This is a genomic window from Halomonas sp. H10-9-1, assembly GCF_040147005.1.
In the GTDB taxonomy this organism is placed as follows: Bacteria; Pseudomonadota; Gammaproteobacteria; order Pseudomonadales; family Halomonadaceae; genus Halomonas.
In genome coordinates this window covers 1,113,591-1,131,626 of record NZ_JAMSHO010000001.1, presented here as the reverse complement: position 1 = coordinate 1,131,626, position 18,036 = coordinate 1,113,591, and the positions used below count along the sequence as shown (strand labels likewise).

Sequence of the window (18,036 nt, the reverse complement as noted above, 5' to 3'; positions counted from 1 at the left end):
CCCGGCCAGCGGGCTTCACCATGGCCGGCCTACCGGCCCACCCCCAGATACTTGACCCTGCGGTAGAGCGTCGCGAGAGCACCACCGCCCAGCATCATGCCGAGACCCGCCACCACCATGAACAGGGCGTCATAGGCCACGGCGCCGGAGGTCGAATAGGCCCCCACCAGCATGCCGATATGCCGCACCACCAGGTAGGTACCGATCAGAAAGGTGCCGGCACGCACCAGGTCGTTGTCCGGGATGCGGCCGCTCGCCCCATCACCCACTCCCCCTGCACCATGCAGCCGCTCCGCCAGGCGGCCGGCGAAGCACCACAGCAATACGCCGCCCACCATGGGTACCGCCAGCGTGGCGATAAGCACCGGCAGCAGTTCGGCCGACCAGAGCTCACCAGCGTTGGGACCCAGCAGCGCCGGAAGGATAGCGAAAAGCGTGTTCAGGAAGAGATACAGCCCCAGCAGGCGAATCAGCAGGATGGAGAAGGGTTTCATGGCGGAAAGGCCTCGTTCAGCCACTTGATGAAGTTGCGTTTCTGTCTGAATTCGGTGCGCAACTCTTCCAGCGCCGCGGCAAATGCCCGCTGCTGCTCCAGGGTTTCGAGCGTGCCATGCAGCTCACGAAGCTGGGCGATGGCGCTGCGGTAGCTCCTGTTGTCGGTGTTGCGCACTTCGCTGCGGGCCAGGCGAACATAGAGCGGCAGGCTCTGGTCCGGGTTGCCCAGCTGCTGGGCCAGCTTCAGCAGCAGGCCAGCGGCCACCGGTCGGTCCGAGCTGAATGCCAGCGCCTCCTCCAGACGGTTCTCGTAGAGGTAGATCTCCAGCAGGCTATTGACCACCTTCGGCGCATAGCCCCAGGGCGCCTCCGGCGCCTGGTCGATCTCCTCCCTGAGCCAATCGTGGACACGCTGCCAATAATCGGTGGCCAGGCCATGCTCATCGGCCAGTGCGAGCAGTTGTCGGTAATCCTCCAGCTGCTGCGTCTGCTGGTAGATCTGCCACTGGAGCTGCCCCGCCTTTTCGGCTTCGCCGCGATGCAGCAGCAGGCGTATCTGCAACCGCTCGCGCTCGCGCCGCCAGTGAGGGTAGCGTTTGTCCTCGGCCTTGGCCGCCCGGGCCAGCCACAGCTCCACCTGATCCCAGGCGTCGTGCGCGATGCACAGCTCAGCGATCTTCAGGTAGTCCTGCACCCCGGTGGCGCTCTTCTGATGCAGCGCCAGGATGGTGGCGACATCGCCGTGCGCCTCGGCGCGCTTCAGCAGGGGCTCGCGCAGCCGCCGGTAGCGGAACTGCTCCGACCACTGCGCCTCGGCGGTCAGGCTCGGCAAGGCATCCCAGACCCGCTGCAGCAGGGCCAGGTAAGCCGCCATCCCCTTGCTGCCCAGGGCCTCGGTGTAGGCATCGGGAATCTTCGGGTAGAGATCATGACTTTCCCCGAAGGCGATCTCGTAGAGGTGGGCTGCGAGCTTCTCGCCGGGCCAGTCGAGCCGTTGGGCGGCCTGCACGTGCAACCTCTGCAGCGTCTCTTCGCAGTGGAAGCGAAAGCCGCCGGAATCGTCGATGGTCTCGAGCGCTCTGGCCAGGCGCGACAGGGCGTACTCCACCAGGGTCAGGCAGGTATCGGGCGGCAACTGCGGCGCCTGCTCGACAAGCTGGTCGACCACCGCCTCCGCCTTGGCGAAATAGGGCCGCACCTGGCCATAGCGATGCAGGTGGCGCTTTAGCGGAAAGGCCGCGGTGATGCGCTTCTTCAGGGCCTTGTGATCGAGTACACCGAGCACCGCATCGGCGCGCAGCGACCACTGGTGCCGTCGCACCGAATCTTCCTCGATCAACTCGGCCAGCGCCTCCACCAACGAGGCCTTATCCAACTGTTGCAGGTAGGCGAGCAGGCGGCCACGCTCTCCTCCCGCCATCAAGCGCTGCTGCTCCTCCTGTTCCGCCCGATAGACCAGGGCGGTGGCCACGCAGTGCTTGCAGAAATCGATGCCCTCGGAGGCCGGACAGTCACAGCCGCCCTCCAGGCCACGGGGATTGAGATGCAGGGTCACCCGATAGCTCTCGCTGCCCGCGACCTGGGCGGTGACGGTATTCCCCTGCCGGCTCCAGCCCAGCACCTGCCCCTGGCGGAAATAGGCCACGCCACGCTCGAAGGCGGCCTCGCCGGCGAGCCGCATGAGCTGCTCGTCGGCAAGCAGCGTTGTCTCGTTGTGTCGCGTCATGGTGTCACCGTTGCCTTTCTGCCGCCCCGCCGTGTCTTCGTTGGCTTCTGCTTCGCCTTCTCCGCCTTGATCCGCTCCAGCAGCGCCGCGGCGGAATGCTCGCCGCCGATCAGCTCGGGATGGGCGGCACGCCATTCGGCGGTGAGTTCGCCGCGAAAGGCCTTGGCGAGGATGGACTGGGTCAGTTTGTCGACGCGGGCCTGGGCGTTCGCGACCTGCTGTTCGATCTGGTCGGCGAAGGCGAAGAGCTGGTCGACGCGGTGGACGATTTCCTCTTGCTCTTCGAGCTCCACATCAGGATACGGAACTCCCTTCAATACTTTTTGATTGAGGTTGACCATGGTAGACCCTGCCGACCCAGCCTCTAACGCATAGACTGCCTTAGGAGAGCGCAAAAATAGAGATAAAAAACAAGAGGATATCCGTGACACATCAGGCCTTAAGAACAGAGATCCGGTGCCACACAATAGAGGCTGACTTCCTTGTATTACGGCAGACCTCCCCATTTCACCTCTTCGCCCGAGCACTACATCGCCCACCCTAAGAGAATACCTTGAGAGCTCTTTTGCCTTCCCTTCTGTTAACGTCATACTCTGCGATGGCGTCACCGCCCCGTCATTAATATGCATTGGGTTGACAAGCGGAACGCCACCATGCACATAGTCTGATTTATGAAGCAAACTTCCAAACGGGCCAATCTGAACATCAACAGGGTGTTCGCCTAACGGACGAAACACCCACTGCTTTTTTTTGTGAGTTTGCCGCCATCCCTCCGTCAATCCTCCACTCACCGCCGCTGCCAGCACGGACTTGCGAAACCGCTTGAGGATGGCGGGAATGGCATCCAGGCGGGCTTTCAGGTTGTTGACCTGCGCCAGCAGCTCATCCAACTTATCGGCGATGACTTTCTGCTCTGCCTTCGGCGCCAGAACGAATGGGGCTCCCTTTCCTTCCTTTGTCCCCAGGCGAGGCATATTGACGCCATACCCCACTTCATTGACATAGGAGAGGAAGTCCAACGACTTCAGCCAGTAGAAAAGGTATCGATTATCCAGGTGAGGGCGTGCGTCAAGCGGTACGATTTCGGTGGTGCAAACTCCATCCCGGTCAGCAATCACGACCTTTTCAAGGTAGGGACGCAGCTTGCCATAGAGAACATCCCCCTTTTTGAAGCGGTTCTTTGTACTCTTGAACTGACGCTCGCTGAAATTCAGGCGCTGTATAATTCTCGAGGAGGATTTCTCGATATCCTCCAGTTCGAGCACCCAGGTATCGTCATCAACCTGCTCACGGGTCGCCTTTTCCGCCTTGCCATACTCCACAACCTGACCAAGCGTGGTTTCCACCCACCCCTCCGGCAATACCCGCTCGCTCATGCCTTCACCTCATCGCTTGCGGCGTCATCCCCAAGCCCCAGCGCGTCGGCCAGCAGCCGCTTCTGGGCGGCGGCCTCATCCTGGCTGCCGAGGGCGGCCATCAGGCCATCGAGTTCGCGCAGGGCTTCGGTGAGCTCGCTCATCGCCTCGGCGGCGAGCACGTCGGGCTCGGGCAGGTTCTCGGCGGCGAGGCTGTCGGCGTCCTTGAGCCAGCTGATATCCAGCGAGTCGCCCTTGGTGTCGCGGATCCACTCGCGGCTGAACTTGCGCCAGCGGGAGGTCTGCAGCCGCTCTTCATCAACGACGCCAACCCCCGCATTCGCCTCATCGGCCCCGGCGGTACTCTTGGTTGAATTCGCGGTTTCAATCTCTTCGGCGCCAAAGCTCCAGTCGCCCTCCTCCCGGGCGGCCAGTTGCTCGCCCAGGGCGTCACTGCCCGCCGGGTTGTAGCAGCGCTCGAAGGGCGTGAGGTGCGCCTCGGTGAAGGGGGTGCGCTTGCCGAAGCTCGGCATGTTGGTGCGCAGGTCATACACCCACACGTCGTCGGTGCAGCCCTCGTCCTGATGGGGGTTCTCGGCGGCGCCGCGGGTGAAGAACAGCACATTGGTCTTCACGCCCTGGGCGTAGAAGATGCCGGTGGGCAACCGCAGCAGGGTGTGCAGGTGACACTTCTCCATCAGGTCGCGGCGGATCTCGGTGCCCTGCCCGGCCTCGAACAGCACGTTGTCGGGCAGCACCACGGCGGCGCGGCCGCCGGGCTTGAGCCCGCGGTAGATATGCTGCAGGAAGGCGAGCTGCTTGTTGCTGGTGCGGTAGGTGAGGTCGTCGCGGGTGATGCTGGCCTCGCCGCCCTTGGCGGTGCCGAAGGGCGGATTGGCGAGGATCACATCGGCACGAGGCAGCGCCTTGCCGGCCTCGCCCAGGGCGTTGCCCAGGTGCACCACGCCCTCGTCGTCGCCCTCCATGCCGTGCAGCAGGCAGTTCATCAGCGCCAGGCGGCGGGTGCCGGGCACCAGCTCGATGCCGACGAAGGCCTTGAGCTTCTGGAAGGCCTGGGCCTTGGCGTCGAGGTCGAAGTGTTCATCGGTCTGCTGCTTGATGTAGGCATCGGCGGCGATCAGGAAGCCCGCGGTACCGGCGGCGGGGTCCTGGATCACCTCGCCGGGCCGGGGGCGCAGGCAGCGCACCATGGCGTTGATCAGGGCGCGGGGCGTGAAGTACTGGCCGGCGCCGGACTTGGTCTCGTTGGCGTTCTTCTCCAGCAGCCCCTCGTAGAGGTCGCCCAGGCCATCCTTCTGGGCGCTGAACCAGTCGATGCGGTCCAGGTCGCGGATCAGCTGCTCCAGGTGGCGCGGCTCGCGCAGGCGGGTCTGGGCGTCGGCGTAGATGGCGGCGATCAGCCGGTCGCTACTCTTGGAGAGGTCGAGCAGCATCTGCTTGTAGTAGTTGAGCAGTGAAAGCCCCGAGCGCCCGGTGAGGTCCGGCCAGCGGGCGCCCTCGGGCAGGGCGTGGGCGTTGAGCAGCCCGGCCTGGGTGTTCTCGTACTCCATCTTGATGAACAGCAGCAGCACCAGTTCGGTGACGTAATCGGAGTAGTTGATGCCGTCGTCGCGCAGCACATCGCAGAGGTTCCACAGCTTCTGGACGATGTCGTTCTGGGTCATGAGGGATCCTGATTGAGTATGTCGATGTAGGTCCGGTAGGCGTAGATCCGGTTGCGTTTCTGTCCGGTGAGCTCGTGGACGATGCCAAGGGTGTCTTCGAGGGGGGTCAGCACACGCCCTACAGTGGCAGGCGTCAGCCCGGTGCGTTCACTCAAGTGGGCGACATTAGCGATGGGCTGCTGGAAGAGCGCGTCGAGCAGCAGCCCCGCCGACCCTGCCTGGCGGCCGAGCTCGGCCACTCGCACCTTATCCTGCTCGCGCAGCTGGTTAAGCCGCCGAGCTGTTGCAACCGCCTGATTGGCGGTCTCAGCCACGGCGTCCACGAAGAACAGCAGCCAGGCCTCCCAGTCGCCGGTGACCCGCACCTGCTGCAGGCGCTCGTAGTAGACCTGGCGATGCTTCTTGAAGAATACCGAGAGGTAGAGCAAGGGCTCGTTGAGGATGCCCGACTCGACCAGGATCAGCGGAATCAGCAGGCGACCCAAGCGCCCATTACCATCCATGCAGGGGTGGATGGTCTCGAACTGCACGTGGGTCAGGGCGGCCTTGATCAGCGGGTCGGTGGCCTCGGGCATGTCGTTGATGAAACGCTCCAGCGCCGCCCAGCACTCGGCCAACTGATGGGGCGGAGGCGGCACGAAGACCGCTTCATCGGGGCGGTGCCCACCCAGCCACACCTGGTTACTGCGAAACTCCCCTGGCCCGCGGTTTATACCGCGCCCGGAGGTCATCAGCGCCGTGTGCATTTCCATCGCCACGCGATGACTGATGGGAAAGCCCTCGCGGATGCGCTGCACGCCCAGCATCAGCGCGTTCACGTAGCAGGAGACTTCCTGCACGTCGTCCATGGGAACGCCCGGCATGCCCTCCATCTCGTAGAGCATCAGGTCGCTGAGCGAGGATTGGGTGCCCTCGATCTGGGACGACATGACGGCTTCCTTGCGCACATAGCTGTAGAGGAAGAGTGATGCATCCGGCAGCAAAGTACTGATGGCGTCGAGACGACCCAGCGCCAGCATCGCCTGATTGATGCGGCTCTGCAGTTTGCCATCCAGCGCCAGCGCCGGCCGTGGCGGCAGCGGGTCGGGGATGAAGGCCTGACACCGCATGCCGCCGGCGATGCTGTCTACATAGTGGCCTGTGAGTCCGCGTTCCATTGGGGCTCCACCTCACCGCTCGAAAACGGGCTTGGGTAAAATAGCGTCGCGCGTTATTTTAATTTAGGCCTGAAATTAAAATAAGGCCTGCCGCTATTTTAACTTCGTGCCGCTCCACAGTGGCTGTCATGTCGATGCCATCGACATATTCGCGGGACGTGTCGAAAAAACGGCATTTCGTAAACATATCAGCTCGCTTCCCAGAGGGCGTCGTTGAGGGCCTCGAGCACCTCGTCGAGGTGATGGTCGAGCACGGCATCCAGGCGCTTGATTCCCCCCTGCTCGGCAAAGCGCTGGTGAATGAAGTCGCGGTCGAGCACCACCTCGTGGGTAAGCTGCCTGGCCAGGCGGTCGAGCCACTTGCGCTGGGCGGGGGTCCAGCCGTGCAGGGCGTAGATGCGCTGCATGGCGTCGCGCACCCGCTGCTCGAAAGGCACCAAAGCCTCGCCCAGGGCGGCGCGGCGGATATGCCCAACGATGCTGGCGGCGATCTCCTGGTTGGTGGCGTTGCGCCAGGCACTCTCCAGCCGGGCCTCGCTGTAGCCGGCGCCATCGAGCAGCAGGCGCACCTCCTTCAAGGTCCCGCGGGTGAGGTCCCGGGGACGATTGACTACCACGCCCAGCGCCACTGAGTCGTTGAGCCGCTCGCGAATGAAGGCCTCGAAGCTCTCCAGGTAGTCGGCGGGCTTCTCGTGCACGCCGTAGTCCTGGGTGCGCTTCTTGAACTCGTCGGCGCCCTCGTAGATCAGCGGCAGGCGCTCGCTGCCGAGCAGCGCCTTCACCTCGGCCACCTGACCGAGCAGGCCGGCATGCTGGTGCAGGAAGCTGGCCGCGGCCTGGGGACCCAGCTCGCGCAGGTGCTGGTGGAGCCTCTCCGGCGCCACGCCCCAGCTCTGCTCCAGCGCCTCCAACTGCTGGCGCAGGTCGTCGCGCCCTTCGGCACGCTTGGTGGCCTTGCGCATCACCCGCATCAGCATCTGGCTGTACTGGTCGAGGACGTCATCGGCGTGGCTCTCTCCGGCCGCCTGGCCGGGGGCCTCCAGGGCCCGCGCCAACTGCTCCGGGTCGCTGAGCTCCTCGTGCAGCTGCTCCAGGGTCACGCCGGGGTCCTTGACCAGCGGCTGCATGGTGTTGACCTCGGCGAGGGCGGCGTAGAGATCCACCGGGTCGTAGATGGTGAACACCGTCTTGCCGATCTCGTCGCAGCGACGGGTGGCGCGGCCGATCATCTGCTCATAGAGGATCCGCGACTTCACCCGGCGCAGGAACACCAGGTGGCAGATGCGCGGCACATCGATGCCGGTGGTGAGCAGGTCCACGGTGATGGCGATGTTGGGGTACTTGTCGTTCTTGTAGCGGCGGATCAGGTCGTCGACCCTGTCCGCCTTGCCGGTGATCTTGGCCACCGCGGCCTGGCGGTAGGCGTCGCCGTAGTGGGCGTGGAAGGCCTCGTCGAGCAGCCGCTTGACCATGTCGGCGTGCAGGTCGGTGGCGCAGAAGATCAGCGTCTTCTCCTCGCCGAAGGGGTCGAGCTCCCGAGCCAGCTGTTCGCAGATCACGCGGTTGAACTCCGGCGCGATCACCCGCCGGTTGAAGGCCTCGATCTCGAAGTCGAGCTCATCCTCCAACTCGGCGCTCTCCACCTCGCCGGTGCGCGCATCGATCAGGCTGACCGTCTCGCCCTTCGCGAAGTGGATGCCCTTCTGACTGAGCAGGGTCTCGTAGCGGATCGGCGGCTCATGGTCGATCAACCAGTCGTCGGCCACCGCCTCCCGGTAGGAGTAGGTGAAGACCGGGCGGCCGAAGATCTCACTGGTGTGCCTGGCCGGGGTGGCGGTGAGCCCGATGCGCACGGCGTCGAAGTGGTCAAGCACGCGGCGGTAGCGGGAGAGGTACTGGCCGGCGTCGCGGGTGGCCAGTTCCCCCTCGGTCATCTCCTGGTCCAGGGTATAGCCGCGGTGGGCCTCGTCGACGATGATGCAGTCATAAGCGTCCACCGGCGGCGGGGCATCGGCCATGAAGAGCCGCCGCGCCATGGCCTGCACCGTGGCGACCTGCACCCGGGTCTCAGCCTCGGCGGCCATATCGCCCAGGGTGGCGACGTTGTAGATCTGTGAAAGCGTATGGTTCTGCTCCAGCGGCGCCTCGTCGAAGGCGTCCTGGGCCTGCTGGCCCAGGGCGGTGCGATCCACCAGGAAGAGCACGCGGCGGAAGCGCTCGGTCTTCAGGAAGCGGTAGATCAGGCCGATGATGGTGCGGGTCTTGCCGGTGCCGGTGGCCATGGCCAGCAGCGCACAGGGCGCGCCCGCCTCCAGGGCGGCCTCCACGGCGCGAATGGCGCTCTCCTGATAGTCGCGCAGGCGCAGGTAGCCGAAGCCTTCCTCGCGCAGGCGCTGCTCGGCCAGGGCACGGCTGCGCTTGAGGCGGTCGAGCAGGCCTTCCGGGCTGTGGAAGTGCGGCAGCGCCCGGGCCAGGTTGCCGGGCTCGCGCACGTCGCGGAACCAGATGCCGGACTTCTCGGCCAGCTGCGGCAGGTAGGGCCGGCCGTTGCAAGAGAAGACGAAGGGCACATGGTAATGGCCCTCGGCGTCGTCGGGCCAGGCGACGGTGCGCCCCTCCTCCGCCCACGCCGGGGTGATGCCGCCGGCAAAGCCGCGCCGGTCGAAGCCACGGGCGTAGCGCTCCGCCTGGGCAAGCTTGCCGGCCACGTCGATGTTCTGGCGCTTGGCCTCCACCACGCCGATAGGCACCAGCCCGTGGAACAGCACATAGTCGGCGCGCTGGCCGTTGGGCAGCTCCCACTCGGCGATGGCGAGGGTCCGGCCGGCCTCGGGGCGCACGCCCTTCTGCCAGGTGAGTTCCAGGGTATCGGCCTCCCAGCCGGCCTCCTGCAGTTGCTGGTCGATCAGCAGGCGGGTGAGCTCTTCATCCAGGCCCAATTGGGCGTTGAGGGCCCGGTCGGCCTGGCCGACCCGCCGGCGCAGCGCCCGGGGCGGCTCGCCCTCGACACCCTCTCGGGCCTGCTCCGCCAGGCGCCGCTGGAACTCCCGCTCGCGGCGCTCGAGTTCGGCCTGCTGGGCCCGCGACTGCTCGGCCAAGGCGCGGGCCTCCTCGTCCATGGCTTCGGCCAGCTCGGCGTACTCCTGCTTCTCGCGGGCTTCCAGCTCGGCCAGCTGGCGCTGGGCATCGGCCTGCTCGGTGGCAGTAACCAGCTCGCCCTGCAGGCGCGCCATCTGGGCCTGGAGCTCGCGCAGCTCACGGCTGGGGTCTTGCGGCGGGCGAAAGGCACCGGGCTTGAAGTCGGGGTCGGCAAAGGCGCGATGAAACCAGACCGCCAGGCTGCGGGCGACCTTGAGCCCCTGGATCGCCTCGCGGTGCTGGGTGCGGAACTGGTGGGTGGCGCGATTGCCTTCGATGCGCAGGGTGTGGAAGAGCTCGCGCACCGTGGGGTCGAGGCCCAGGGCGCTGTCGATGCGATAGAGGAGGTCGCGCTGGCCGGTACGCTCGTCCACCTCGATGCCGAGGCGAGCGGCGATGTCCTGAGCCATGGCCTCGCCGAGCTGACGCAGCTTGATCAGGGTGGTGTTGGGGTCGTGACTGAAGGCGCGCTCGGCGCTGGCGGCGAGCTCGAGAAAGACTGGGTCGTGGCCGGCCAGAAAGGCGAAGTTGCCGCCGGCATCCTGCCCGGCGCTGCCGCCATCCCCGCGGCCTGGTGGTCCCTGCATAGGTGGTACCCGTTCCCGGATTGCCTGAGCGCGACTCCCCCACTCTCTCGGCAGGGTGGGTCCGATATTCCCTCAGCCTGCCACTAATTCGGGGAAGGGGCCAGCGGGCGAAGGTAACGGATCCAACCGGACACTTCAGTCGGTCAGGTGCTCGCGCAGCATCCAGCCGTACCTCGACCGCATCATGGCCGCCGTCGACTTCCTGATCACCGGCATCTGATTGAACCCGCGGCCACCGGATAGACCCGCAGTGGCCACGCTTCCCATGCCGGATACTCGACCTGTTCTCCAGATGTGAATAAGGCCGGCCACGGTTGCCCGTGGCCGGCCTTTCTCGCCGAGGGAAGAACTGACCGCAACCAGCCCCCGGCACCTCCTGGAGTGCCAGGAGCCAGCGCTATCGGCGGTTGGCGGTGCTCGCCAGCTGCGCCTTGGCCTCGCGACGCGAGAGATGCCAGCGGTAGCCCAGGGCGAGGATCAGGATCAGGCCGACCACGCCGAGCATCGGATAGACGGTGCCGATCAGCGCGCTGAAGCCGAACTGGCTGAGCACCAGGCCCACCGCGGTGAAGATCACGCTCAGCACCTTGAAGCGGGAGGTCTCGGGCGCGGCGAAACGGGCGGTGAAGGCGAAGAACATGCCCACTGCGGTGCTGTAGATCATGCAGATCAGGGCCAGGGACATGAGCAATGCCACGACCGGCGAGAGCGCACTGGCCAGCATCAGCGACGGCATCTCGACGCCCACCAGGCGGTCGAGGTTGGCAAAGAGTCCCACATTGAGCAGGAAGATCAGCACGCCCAGGCCCACGCCGCCCAGGATGCCGCCCAACGCCGCCTGGCGGGTATCCGAGGTCAGCCCGCCGATCACCGACAGCATCGGGAAGCCCACCGCGATGTTGAAGGAGGCGTAGAGCAATGCGCCGATGAACCAGTGGGAAACCGGCCAGCCGTCGCTGATAGTGGCGAACTCGCCCGAGGCGGCGTTCAGCGACTCCAGGGAGGCATCACTGGAGAAGAAGGAGTAGACGGTGATGGTCATCACCAGCAGCAGCAGCACCGGCATGATGGCGCTGATCAGGTTGATGATGCCGCGCACCCGCAGGCAGAGGGTGGCGACCACCAGCACGCTGAGCAGCACGCCGCCGAACAGCGGCGGCATGCCGTACTGCTGGGCGAAGATGGAACCGCTGCCGGCGAGCATCACCACGCCCACGCCAAACAGGAAGAAGGAGAGCACCAGGTCGATGGCAAGCCCGGCCCGACGGCCGAAGAGCGCCACCAGCACCTCCTTGTGGGAACGTGCCTGCATGCTCGAACTCATGCGCGCGATCTGCATGCCCAGAAAGGCGAACAGCAGCCCGCTGACCAGGGTGCCGGCCACGCCGATCAGGCCGTAGCCGGTGAAGAACTGCAGGACCTCCTGACCGGAGGCGAAGCCGCCGCCGATGATGATCGACATGAAGGTCATGGCGATCAGGAAGGGCTGTTTGGTCATGATCTCGATACCTCACTATATACAACGGGCCCCGGCGCCCAGAGGCGACCGGAAGCCATGAACTGTTTCTGGCCAGCGTTGCGAGCTGCCACGGTGCAGAACAGGCAGCCAGGGCCGCTCACCCGCCAGGATGCGAGGAAGTATACGATAGGAAACCTAGTTTATTATCGGGAATTTCTTCTATCTCTAGAAATAAATGGCAGGATATTAGCCTTTAGTCTTAATGCATTAAGCGACATATAAGGAGCTGTCCAGATGATCTTGCTGCGAATCAATGGATATACAGCAATCACATTATATCTGGCATGTTTCCTGCTTTTTATTTTTACCGACTGCCAACGGATACAAGATCAACGACGATGCCAGCCTGATCGCCAAGCTGCGCTATCACGCCTGAAGGGGATATCAGGACACCCCGCCCCTCACCTCGACCCCGCAGCTTTCGCCCTTCGCTAGTGGCCTGCCCCCAGATACTTGACCCGGCGGTAAAGCACCGCGAGAGCCCCTCCGCCCAGCATCATGCCAAGGCCCGCGACCACCACGACCAGGGCGCCATAGGCCACGTCACCCGAGCTCGCATAGCGCCCCACCAGCAGGCCGAGATGACGCACCACCAGATAGACGCTGATCAGGAAGGTGCCGGCACGCACCAGGTCATGGTCGTTGATCCGAACATCGGCCTCGCCGCCGCCATGCAGTTTCCCCGCCAACCGGCCGGCGAAGCTCCACAGCAGCACGCCGCCCACCAGCGGTACCGCCAGCGTAGCGATCAGCACCGGCAGCAGCTCGGCCGACCAGAGCTCACCAGCGTTGGGACCCAGCAGCGCCGGAAGGATGACGAAAAGCGTGTTCAGGAAGAGATACAGCCCCAGCAGGCGAATCAGCAGGATGGAGAAGGGTTTCATGGTGGCTCCCAATCTGGTGATCATCAGTCTGACAGGTGCAGCGTGCCGCTTCCCACGATCACTGCCTCTCCCGCGATGCGAATCGAAAGATCATCTGCGGTGCGCTCGGCCTCGGCAAGAATGCGGCTCGGGCGGCCCATCTCGCTGCCCTGCTCGATCCGCCAGCGCCATCGACCAACTCCTCTGTTCTGTGCCAGGTGCCCAGCCAAGGCCGCGGCCGCACTGCCGGTAGCCGGATCCTCGCGCACGCCACCCGGGGTGGAAAACATCCGGGTTCTCACGATGTGTGATGCACCAACCTCCTTGCCGGCCGCATAGAGATAGACCTGCTCGTGGCCGCTGGGTGAGATCCAATCCGACCAGACGCCCGGCGATGGCCGTGCCCGCGCGATGGCCTCAAGCGACGCAAGCTCGATCAGGTGATAAGGAAGCCCACAGGAGGCGAGCACTGGCTCGCCAAGGACCTGATGCGCCTCCAACCCCAGCAGCTCGGCCGCGGAGGCCCGGGTCAAGGTGCTCGGCAGGCTGCTGAACGGCGCCGCCGTGGTAAATCGAGCCAGTTCGTGCTCGAACTCCACTACCAGTGGGCCGACGCCAGCCTCGAGAACCAGAGGACGGTCACGCTCTGCCATACCCAGTTCCACCAGCAGGTGGGCGGTGCCAATCGTCGGGTGGCCTGCGAAGGGCAGCTCCTCCGTGGGTGTGAAGATGCGGATGGGGTAGCGATGCTGGCCGGTTGCCCCACCGACGAACACCGTCTCGGAGAGGTTCAGCTCGTTGGCGATAGCCTGCATCATGCCGTCATCCAGCCCCTTTGCCCGGGGGAATACCGCCAGCGGGTTGCCGGCAAAGGCTCGGTTGGTGAAGACATCGAGCAGAAAGTAGTCAGTCATGCGGCCCCACCCGAGGCCCGATTACACTCTCCCTGAATCCCTCTCTCGCATCACTGATAAAGGAAAGCAGCTGATCTTCTGGAACATGAACCACGGCAATACCCTGCCTCTTCGCCTCGGCGACAATTGACGACGCCGGCCACTCCTTGGGAACGAAAAGCTTCTTGGGCCAGCGTTTCTTATGGGCCTTGGCCTGCTTCAACAAGCGCCGGGATTCCAGCTTTCCAGGTCCCTCACCCGTTGCCGGCACCGGCCTGGAGCTCAGGAGAAAACAGCTTGCCGCATCCATGAACGCGACGATATCGAAATCACCATCTTGCGCCGTATGGACTGGCCACTCGTTCAGCTTGAACGCGATCCAGGCCTCGTTGACCTGAAACTGATCCGGATGCAGCATTGCGCCTCCTGGTTTTAATGACAACAAGCCCGTTCCAGCCAGTGGTATGGGCCCTTTCTCTTCGGCCTTCCACATACATAAGATTATTACGAATTATGCAGAATACCTCATGGCGACTTCCAGTGTAACGCACAGGGAATCCAGCTCCTCCTGCAATGCCGCACTCCTGATCTCTTTTATTGACCTACTCAGGTCCCCAACCAGCATCTCGAGCCAAAACCTTTCGATCATCAGCCGATGAAAGCCTGCCTTGTTTGCTACCGCTTCGAAGGCGGGCACCTGGTCCGGGAACGGATATCCATACTAAAGTGGACCCCATCGTCAAGACAGAAAACGAACGGGTTTAAGTTATCGTCTCAGCCATGGTTGCAGCTGCACAGCGCTGCCCTGTGTTTTGGTTCTGTGCGGCATCCTTCTGACGACCGAAGTGGTCAGGAATGGAAGCGCCGCCCCCGAGGCCCGACTGATAAACGTCGTCCGGGGTCTGGTTCTCCAGCGACTGGTGAGGGCGCTGGACGTTGTAGAACGCGAAGTAGTCGGATAGACCGAGGGTCAGCTCGCCGAGGCTCGCATAGCCCTTCAGGTACACGTCTTCATACTTGACCGTCCGCCATAGCCGCTCGACGAAGATGTTGTCGAACGCCCGGCCACGGCCGTCCATGCTGATGGTGACGCCCGCGTCCTTGAGCACTCCCGTGAAGGCCTGGCTCGTGAATTGAGAGCCCTGGTCGCTGTTGAAGATCTCCGGCGCGCCATGCAGCCGCAGAGCGCTTTCCAGAGCATCGACGCAGAAGCCGGCGTCCATGGTATTGCTCAGCCGCCAGCTCAACACCTTGCGGCTGTACCAGTCGATGATCGCCACCAGATACACGAAGCCATGTGCCAGCCGAATGTATGTGACATCGGTGCTCCACACCTGATTCGGGCGTGTGACCGATACGCCGCGTAGCAGGTACGGATAGACCTTGTGGTCTGGGTGCGATTGGCTGGTCATAGGGCCTGGCGCCATGCCTGCCAGCCCCATGTGGCGCATTAGACGCTGAACACGCTTGCGGTTGACCCGAAAGCCACGCCGCCCCAGCTCCACCACCATCCGACGGCTGCCATAGAACGGCCAGCGCGTGTAGATCTCATCGAGCGCGTGGCATAGCTCGATATTCAGATCCGCTGGCACCTTCGGCTGTCGCTGAGCATAAACCGTTGATCTGGCGACGTCTGCCAACGCGCACTGTCGAGCCAGGGGCACCTGGTCGGTCGCATCGATCCAGCTGCGGCGGATCATGGCAGGTTGATCCCGGACTTTTTTTTCAGCCAGTCGAGCTCCATCTTCAGGCGGCCGATCTCCCCGTAGAGCTTCTCGTCGGTCTGATATTCAGGCTTGGGCTTGGGACCCCGCTTCTTGTCGAACAAGGTGGCCGAGTCAGCCAGCAGCGCCTTCTTCCACTGGCCGACCTGGACAGGGTGGACCCCGAATTCCTGCGCGATTTCGTTGGCCGTCTTCAAGCCACGGACCGCCTCCAAGGCGACCTTGGCCTTCAGCTCCGGCGAGTGGGTGTTACGTTTCTGCTTCGACATCTCTGGTCCCTTCGAAATCGGCCTCGGCATATCTTAAACCAGTGTCTTGTTTTCAGGGTCCACTATATACCGCAGTATAGAGCGACAATTACTCTGGCCGGCCGACGACAACTACTGTGACCGGTTGCCCTAAGCTTGACCGCTTGTCCCGACCCACCAGGGAGCCGGTATGGCGGTCACCAGCCAACAGGTCACGCTCTATATGTCGCAACGTCAACAAGGCCAGACCCAGGAGGTCGCCGCCGCCAAGGCCGGCCTCTCCGTCAGAACCGCTCGCCGCCTCGAACGCCGGGCCGAGTCCTCCGAGCCGCCGGCATCACGGCACTGGCGAACCCGGCCCGACCCCTTCGCCGATGTGTGGGAGACCACGCTCGTCCCCCAGCTGGCCGCCGCCCCGGGCTTGCAGGCACTGACCCTGCTGGAGTGGTTGCAGGAGCAGCACCCCGGCCAGTACCCGGACAGCCTGCTGCGAACCCTGCAGCGCCGGGTCAAGGGCTGGCGAGCCGCGCACGGCCCGGAGAAAGAGGTAATGTTCCCGCAAACCCATGGCCCCGGGCTGCGCGGCCTCTCCGACTTCACCGAGCTCAAGGGGATTGTCATTACCGTGGCAGGGGAGCTGCTTGATCACCGGCTCTACCACTTCCGCCTGGCCTACAGCGGCTGGTGTTATGTCCGGGTGGTGCTCGGTGGCGAGAGCTACCCGGCGCTGGCTGAAGGCCTGACCCGTGCGCTGGAGCGGCTTGGCGGTGTCCCCGCGGAGCACCGCACCGACAGCTTGTCGGCGGCCTTCCGCAACCTCGGCCGGGAGGCGGAAGCCGACCTCACCGAGCGTTATGCTGCCCTGTGCGCTCACTACGGCATGACGGCCACCCGTAATAACCCAGGGCGCGGCCATGAAAACGCCAGCATCGAGTCGCCACATGGCCACTTCAAGCGGCGCCTGCAACAGCGCCTGACGCTGCGCGGCTCCCAGGACTTCGCTAGCCTCGATGACTACCAGGCCTTCCTCGATGAGGTGACCACCGCGATCAACCGCCGCAACGCGGCCCGGATCACCGTCGAGCGTGGCGCGCTACAGCCACTGCCCAGCCGGCCCGGTACCGACTACAGCGAGGTGACGGTGCGCGTCACTACCTCCAGCACTATCCAGGTGCGCAAGGTGCTCTACTCGGTGCCGTCCCGGCTGATCGGCGAGAACCTGCGGGTGCACCTTTACGATGATCGCTTGGTGCTGCATCACGCACAGCAAGCATTGCTGACGCTGAGGCGGCTGCATGCCACGCCGGAAAGCGGCCGGTTGCGGGTCATCGATTACCGCCATGTGATCGGCTGGCTGGTCCGCAAGCCCCGGGCGCTGGCGGGGCTGACGTTCCGCGACGACCTGTTGCCGAGTGCGGAGTGGCGCGAGCTGTACGCCCGGCTGACCGCCGCCTTGCCGGTCGCCGAGGCCTGCAAGCGCATCGTTGGCGCTCTGGCGTTGGCCGCCGAGCAGGACCAGGCCGAGGCGATCGCCAGTTACTGGCTGGGCGCCCTGGCGCGCGGGAAGAGCCCGACGCTGGCCGAGCTCCAGGCCCGCTTCGCCGCCACGCCGAGCGCCACGCTGGTTTTCCCCCAGGTGACTCAGCATGACATCGCCAGCTACAACCATCTGGTGCCCAGCGTGCCGACCACAGAGGTGGGCTGCCATGCCTGATGCCCAGACGCTGCCGCTGCTACTGCGACAGCTCCGCCTGCCCACCATGGCCGCCTGCTGGCCCCAGCTGGAAACCCGCGCCCGAGCCGAAAACTGGAGCCTGCCACAAACACTGGCCGCCCTATGCGAGCACGAGCTGGCCGAGCGTGAGCGACGCCGGCTGGCCCGGCACCTCAAGGAGGCCCGGCTGCCGGTGGGCAAGACGCTGGAGTCCTTCGAGTTCGACGCCATCGCGGCCGAGCAGCGCCGGCAACTGAGCGCCTTGGCCGGCGACACGCAGTGGGTCGACCAGGCTCACAACCTGCTGCTGTTTGGGCCCTCCGGCGTCGGCAAGAGCCACGTGGCGGCCGGGCTCGGGCATACGCTGGTCGACCAGGGTTACCGGGTGCGCTACGCCACCGCCTCAAGCCTGGTCCAGGAGCTCCAGGCTGCCAAGCAGGCACTGCGCCTGAGCGACGCCCTGATCAAGCTCGACAAGTACGCCGTGCTGGTGATCGACGATATCGGCTACGTCCAACGCAGCGAGGCCGAGACGTCAGTGCTGTTCGAGCTGATCGCCCATCGCTACGAGTCGGCCAGCCTGATCATCACCGCCAACCAGCCGTTCAGCGCCTGGGACAGTATCTTCCCCGACAGCATGATGGCAGTGGCCGCCATCGACCGGTTGGTGCACCACGCCACGCTGATGGAGCTGAGCGGGGAGAGCTACCGTAAGCGTGCTTATCAACGACAATTACAAGGAGGAAAAGCTGGGTCGTCGGACTGACGACAACTACCCCACCCAACCGGCCATTTTAATTGTCGCCAAGCGGCCAAAGTAGTTGACGTCGCATACCGCAGAATCAGGCTCGCCTCTCTCCCCGAAATTTCAATCTCAACGCCTCCAGACAACCTCGCGCCCTCCCATTTCTATAAAAACAACATCAGGTAAA

Annotated in this window: 13 protein-coding genes; 2 read left to right on the top strand and 11 right to left on the bottom strand. The window is 64.4% G+C overall.

What is annotated here, in order from left to right; translation table 11 throughout:
- Nucleotides 1-29 precede the first annotated feature (29 nt).
- The 11 genes from NFH66_RS05085 to NFH66_RS05035 all read right to left on the bottom strand — a co-directional run bounded on the left by NFH66_RS05085 (nucleotide 30) and on the right by NFH66_RS05035 (nucleotide 15,411).
- The gene (locus NFH66_RS05085; protein WP_023006321.1) at nucleotides 30-494 is read right to left on the bottom strand and encodes a hypothetical protein; all 465 of its coding nucleotides are present in this window, start codon (nucleotides 492-494) and stop codon (nucleotides 30-32) included.
- A complete protein-coding gene (locus NFH66_RS05080; RefSeq protein ID WP_349608852.1) occupies nucleotides 491-2,221 on the bottom strand; it encodes an SWIM zinc finger family protein in 1,731 nt (576 codons plus the stop codon). The genes NFH66_RS05085 and NFH66_RS05080 overlap by 4 nt, the downstream gene beginning before the upstream one ends.
- Nucleotides 2,218-3,597 carry a restriction endonuclease subunit S gene (locus NFH66_RS05075; protein WP_349608851.1) on the bottom strand — a complete coding sequence of 460 codons (1,380 nt, stop codon included), beginning with the start codon at nucleotides 3,595-3,597 and terminating at the stop codon, nucleotides 2,218-2,220. The genes NFH66_RS05080 and NFH66_RS05075 overlap by 4 nt, the downstream gene beginning before the upstream one ends.
- A complete protein-coding gene (locus NFH66_RS05070) occupies nucleotides 3,594-5,261 on the bottom strand; it encodes a class I SAM-dependent DNA methyltransferase (RefSeq protein WP_349608850.1) in 1,668 nt (555 codons plus the stop codon). Before NFH66_RS05070 ends, NFH66_RS05075 begins: the two co-directional genes overlap by 4 nt.
- A complete protein-coding gene (locus NFH66_RS05065; RefSeq protein ID WP_349608849.1) occupies nucleotides 5,258-6,418 on the bottom strand; it encodes a Fic family protein in 1,161 nt (386 codons plus the stop codon). The genes NFH66_RS05070 and NFH66_RS05065 overlap by 4 nt, the downstream gene beginning before the upstream one ends.
- A gap of 188 nt (nucleotides 6,419-6,606) precedes the next feature.
- Nucleotides 6,607-10,143 (bottom strand): type I restriction-modification system endonuclease, encoded by a 3,537-nt coding sequence (hsdR, locus tag NFH66_RS05060; protein ID WP_349608848.1) that lies wholly within the window; start codon nucleotides 10,141-10,143, stop codon nucleotides 6,607-6,609.
- 397 nt (nucleotides 10,144-10,540) lie between these two features.
- Nucleotides 10,541-11,641, bottom strand: a complete 1,101-nt coding sequence (locus tag NFH66_RS05055) for a YkvI family membrane protein (RefSeq protein ID WP_349608847.1) — start codon at nucleotides 11,639-11,641, stop codon at nucleotides 10,541-10,543.
- Nucleotides 11,642-12,093: 452 nt separating this feature from the next.
- Nucleotides 12,094-12,546 carry a hypothetical protein gene (locus NFH66_RS05050; protein WP_349608846.1) on the bottom strand — a complete coding sequence of 151 codons (453 nt, stop codon included), beginning with the start codon at nucleotides 12,544-12,546 and terminating at the stop codon, nucleotides 12,094-12,096.
- A 23-nt stretch (nucleotides 12,547-12,569) separates the two neighbouring features.
- The gene (locus NFH66_RS05045) at nucleotides 12,570-13,439 is read right to left on the bottom strand and encodes a PhzF family phenazine biosynthesis protein (RefSeq protein WP_349608845.1); all 870 of its coding nucleotides are present in this window, start codon (nucleotides 13,437-13,439) and stop codon (nucleotides 12,570-12,572) included.
- A complete protein-coding gene (locus tag NFH66_RS05040; RefSeq protein ID WP_349608844.1) occupies nucleotides 13,432-13,836 on the bottom strand; it encodes a hypothetical protein in 405 nt (134 codons plus the stop codon). Before NFH66_RS05040 ends, NFH66_RS05045 begins: the two co-directional genes overlap by 8 nt.
- 343 nt (nucleotides 13,837-14,179) lie before the next feature.
- Nucleotides 14,180-15,411 (bottom strand): IS3 family transposase gene (locus NFH66_RS05035; RefSeq protein WP_502878658.1). Its coding sequence is split into 2 segments (ribosomal slippage): nucleotides 14,180-15,144 and nucleotides 15,144-15,411, totalling 1,233 coding nucleotides; the frame shifts between segments, so codons are not numbered across the junction.
- A gap of 169 nt (nucleotides 15,412-15,580) precedes the next feature.
- Between NFH66_RS05035 and istA the strand changes: the two genes are divergently transcribed.
- Together istA and istB are read left to right on the top strand one after the other, a co-directional pair.
- Nucleotides 15,581-17,104 (top strand): IS21 family transposase, encoded by a 1,524-nt coding sequence (gene istA, locus NFH66_RS05030; RefSeq protein ID WP_502878634.1) that lies wholly within the window; start codon nucleotides 15,581-15,583, stop codon nucleotides 17,102-17,104.
- Complete coding sequence (gene istB, locus NFH66_RS05025) at nucleotides 17,097-17,870, top strand: IS21-like element helper ATPase IstB (protein ID WP_133483961.1); 774 nt, start codon at nucleotides 17,097-17,099, stop codon at nucleotides 17,868-17,870. The genes istA and istB overlap by 8 nt, the downstream gene beginning before the upstream one ends.
- The last annotated feature ends 166 nt before the right edge of the window (nucleotides 17,871-18,036 follow it).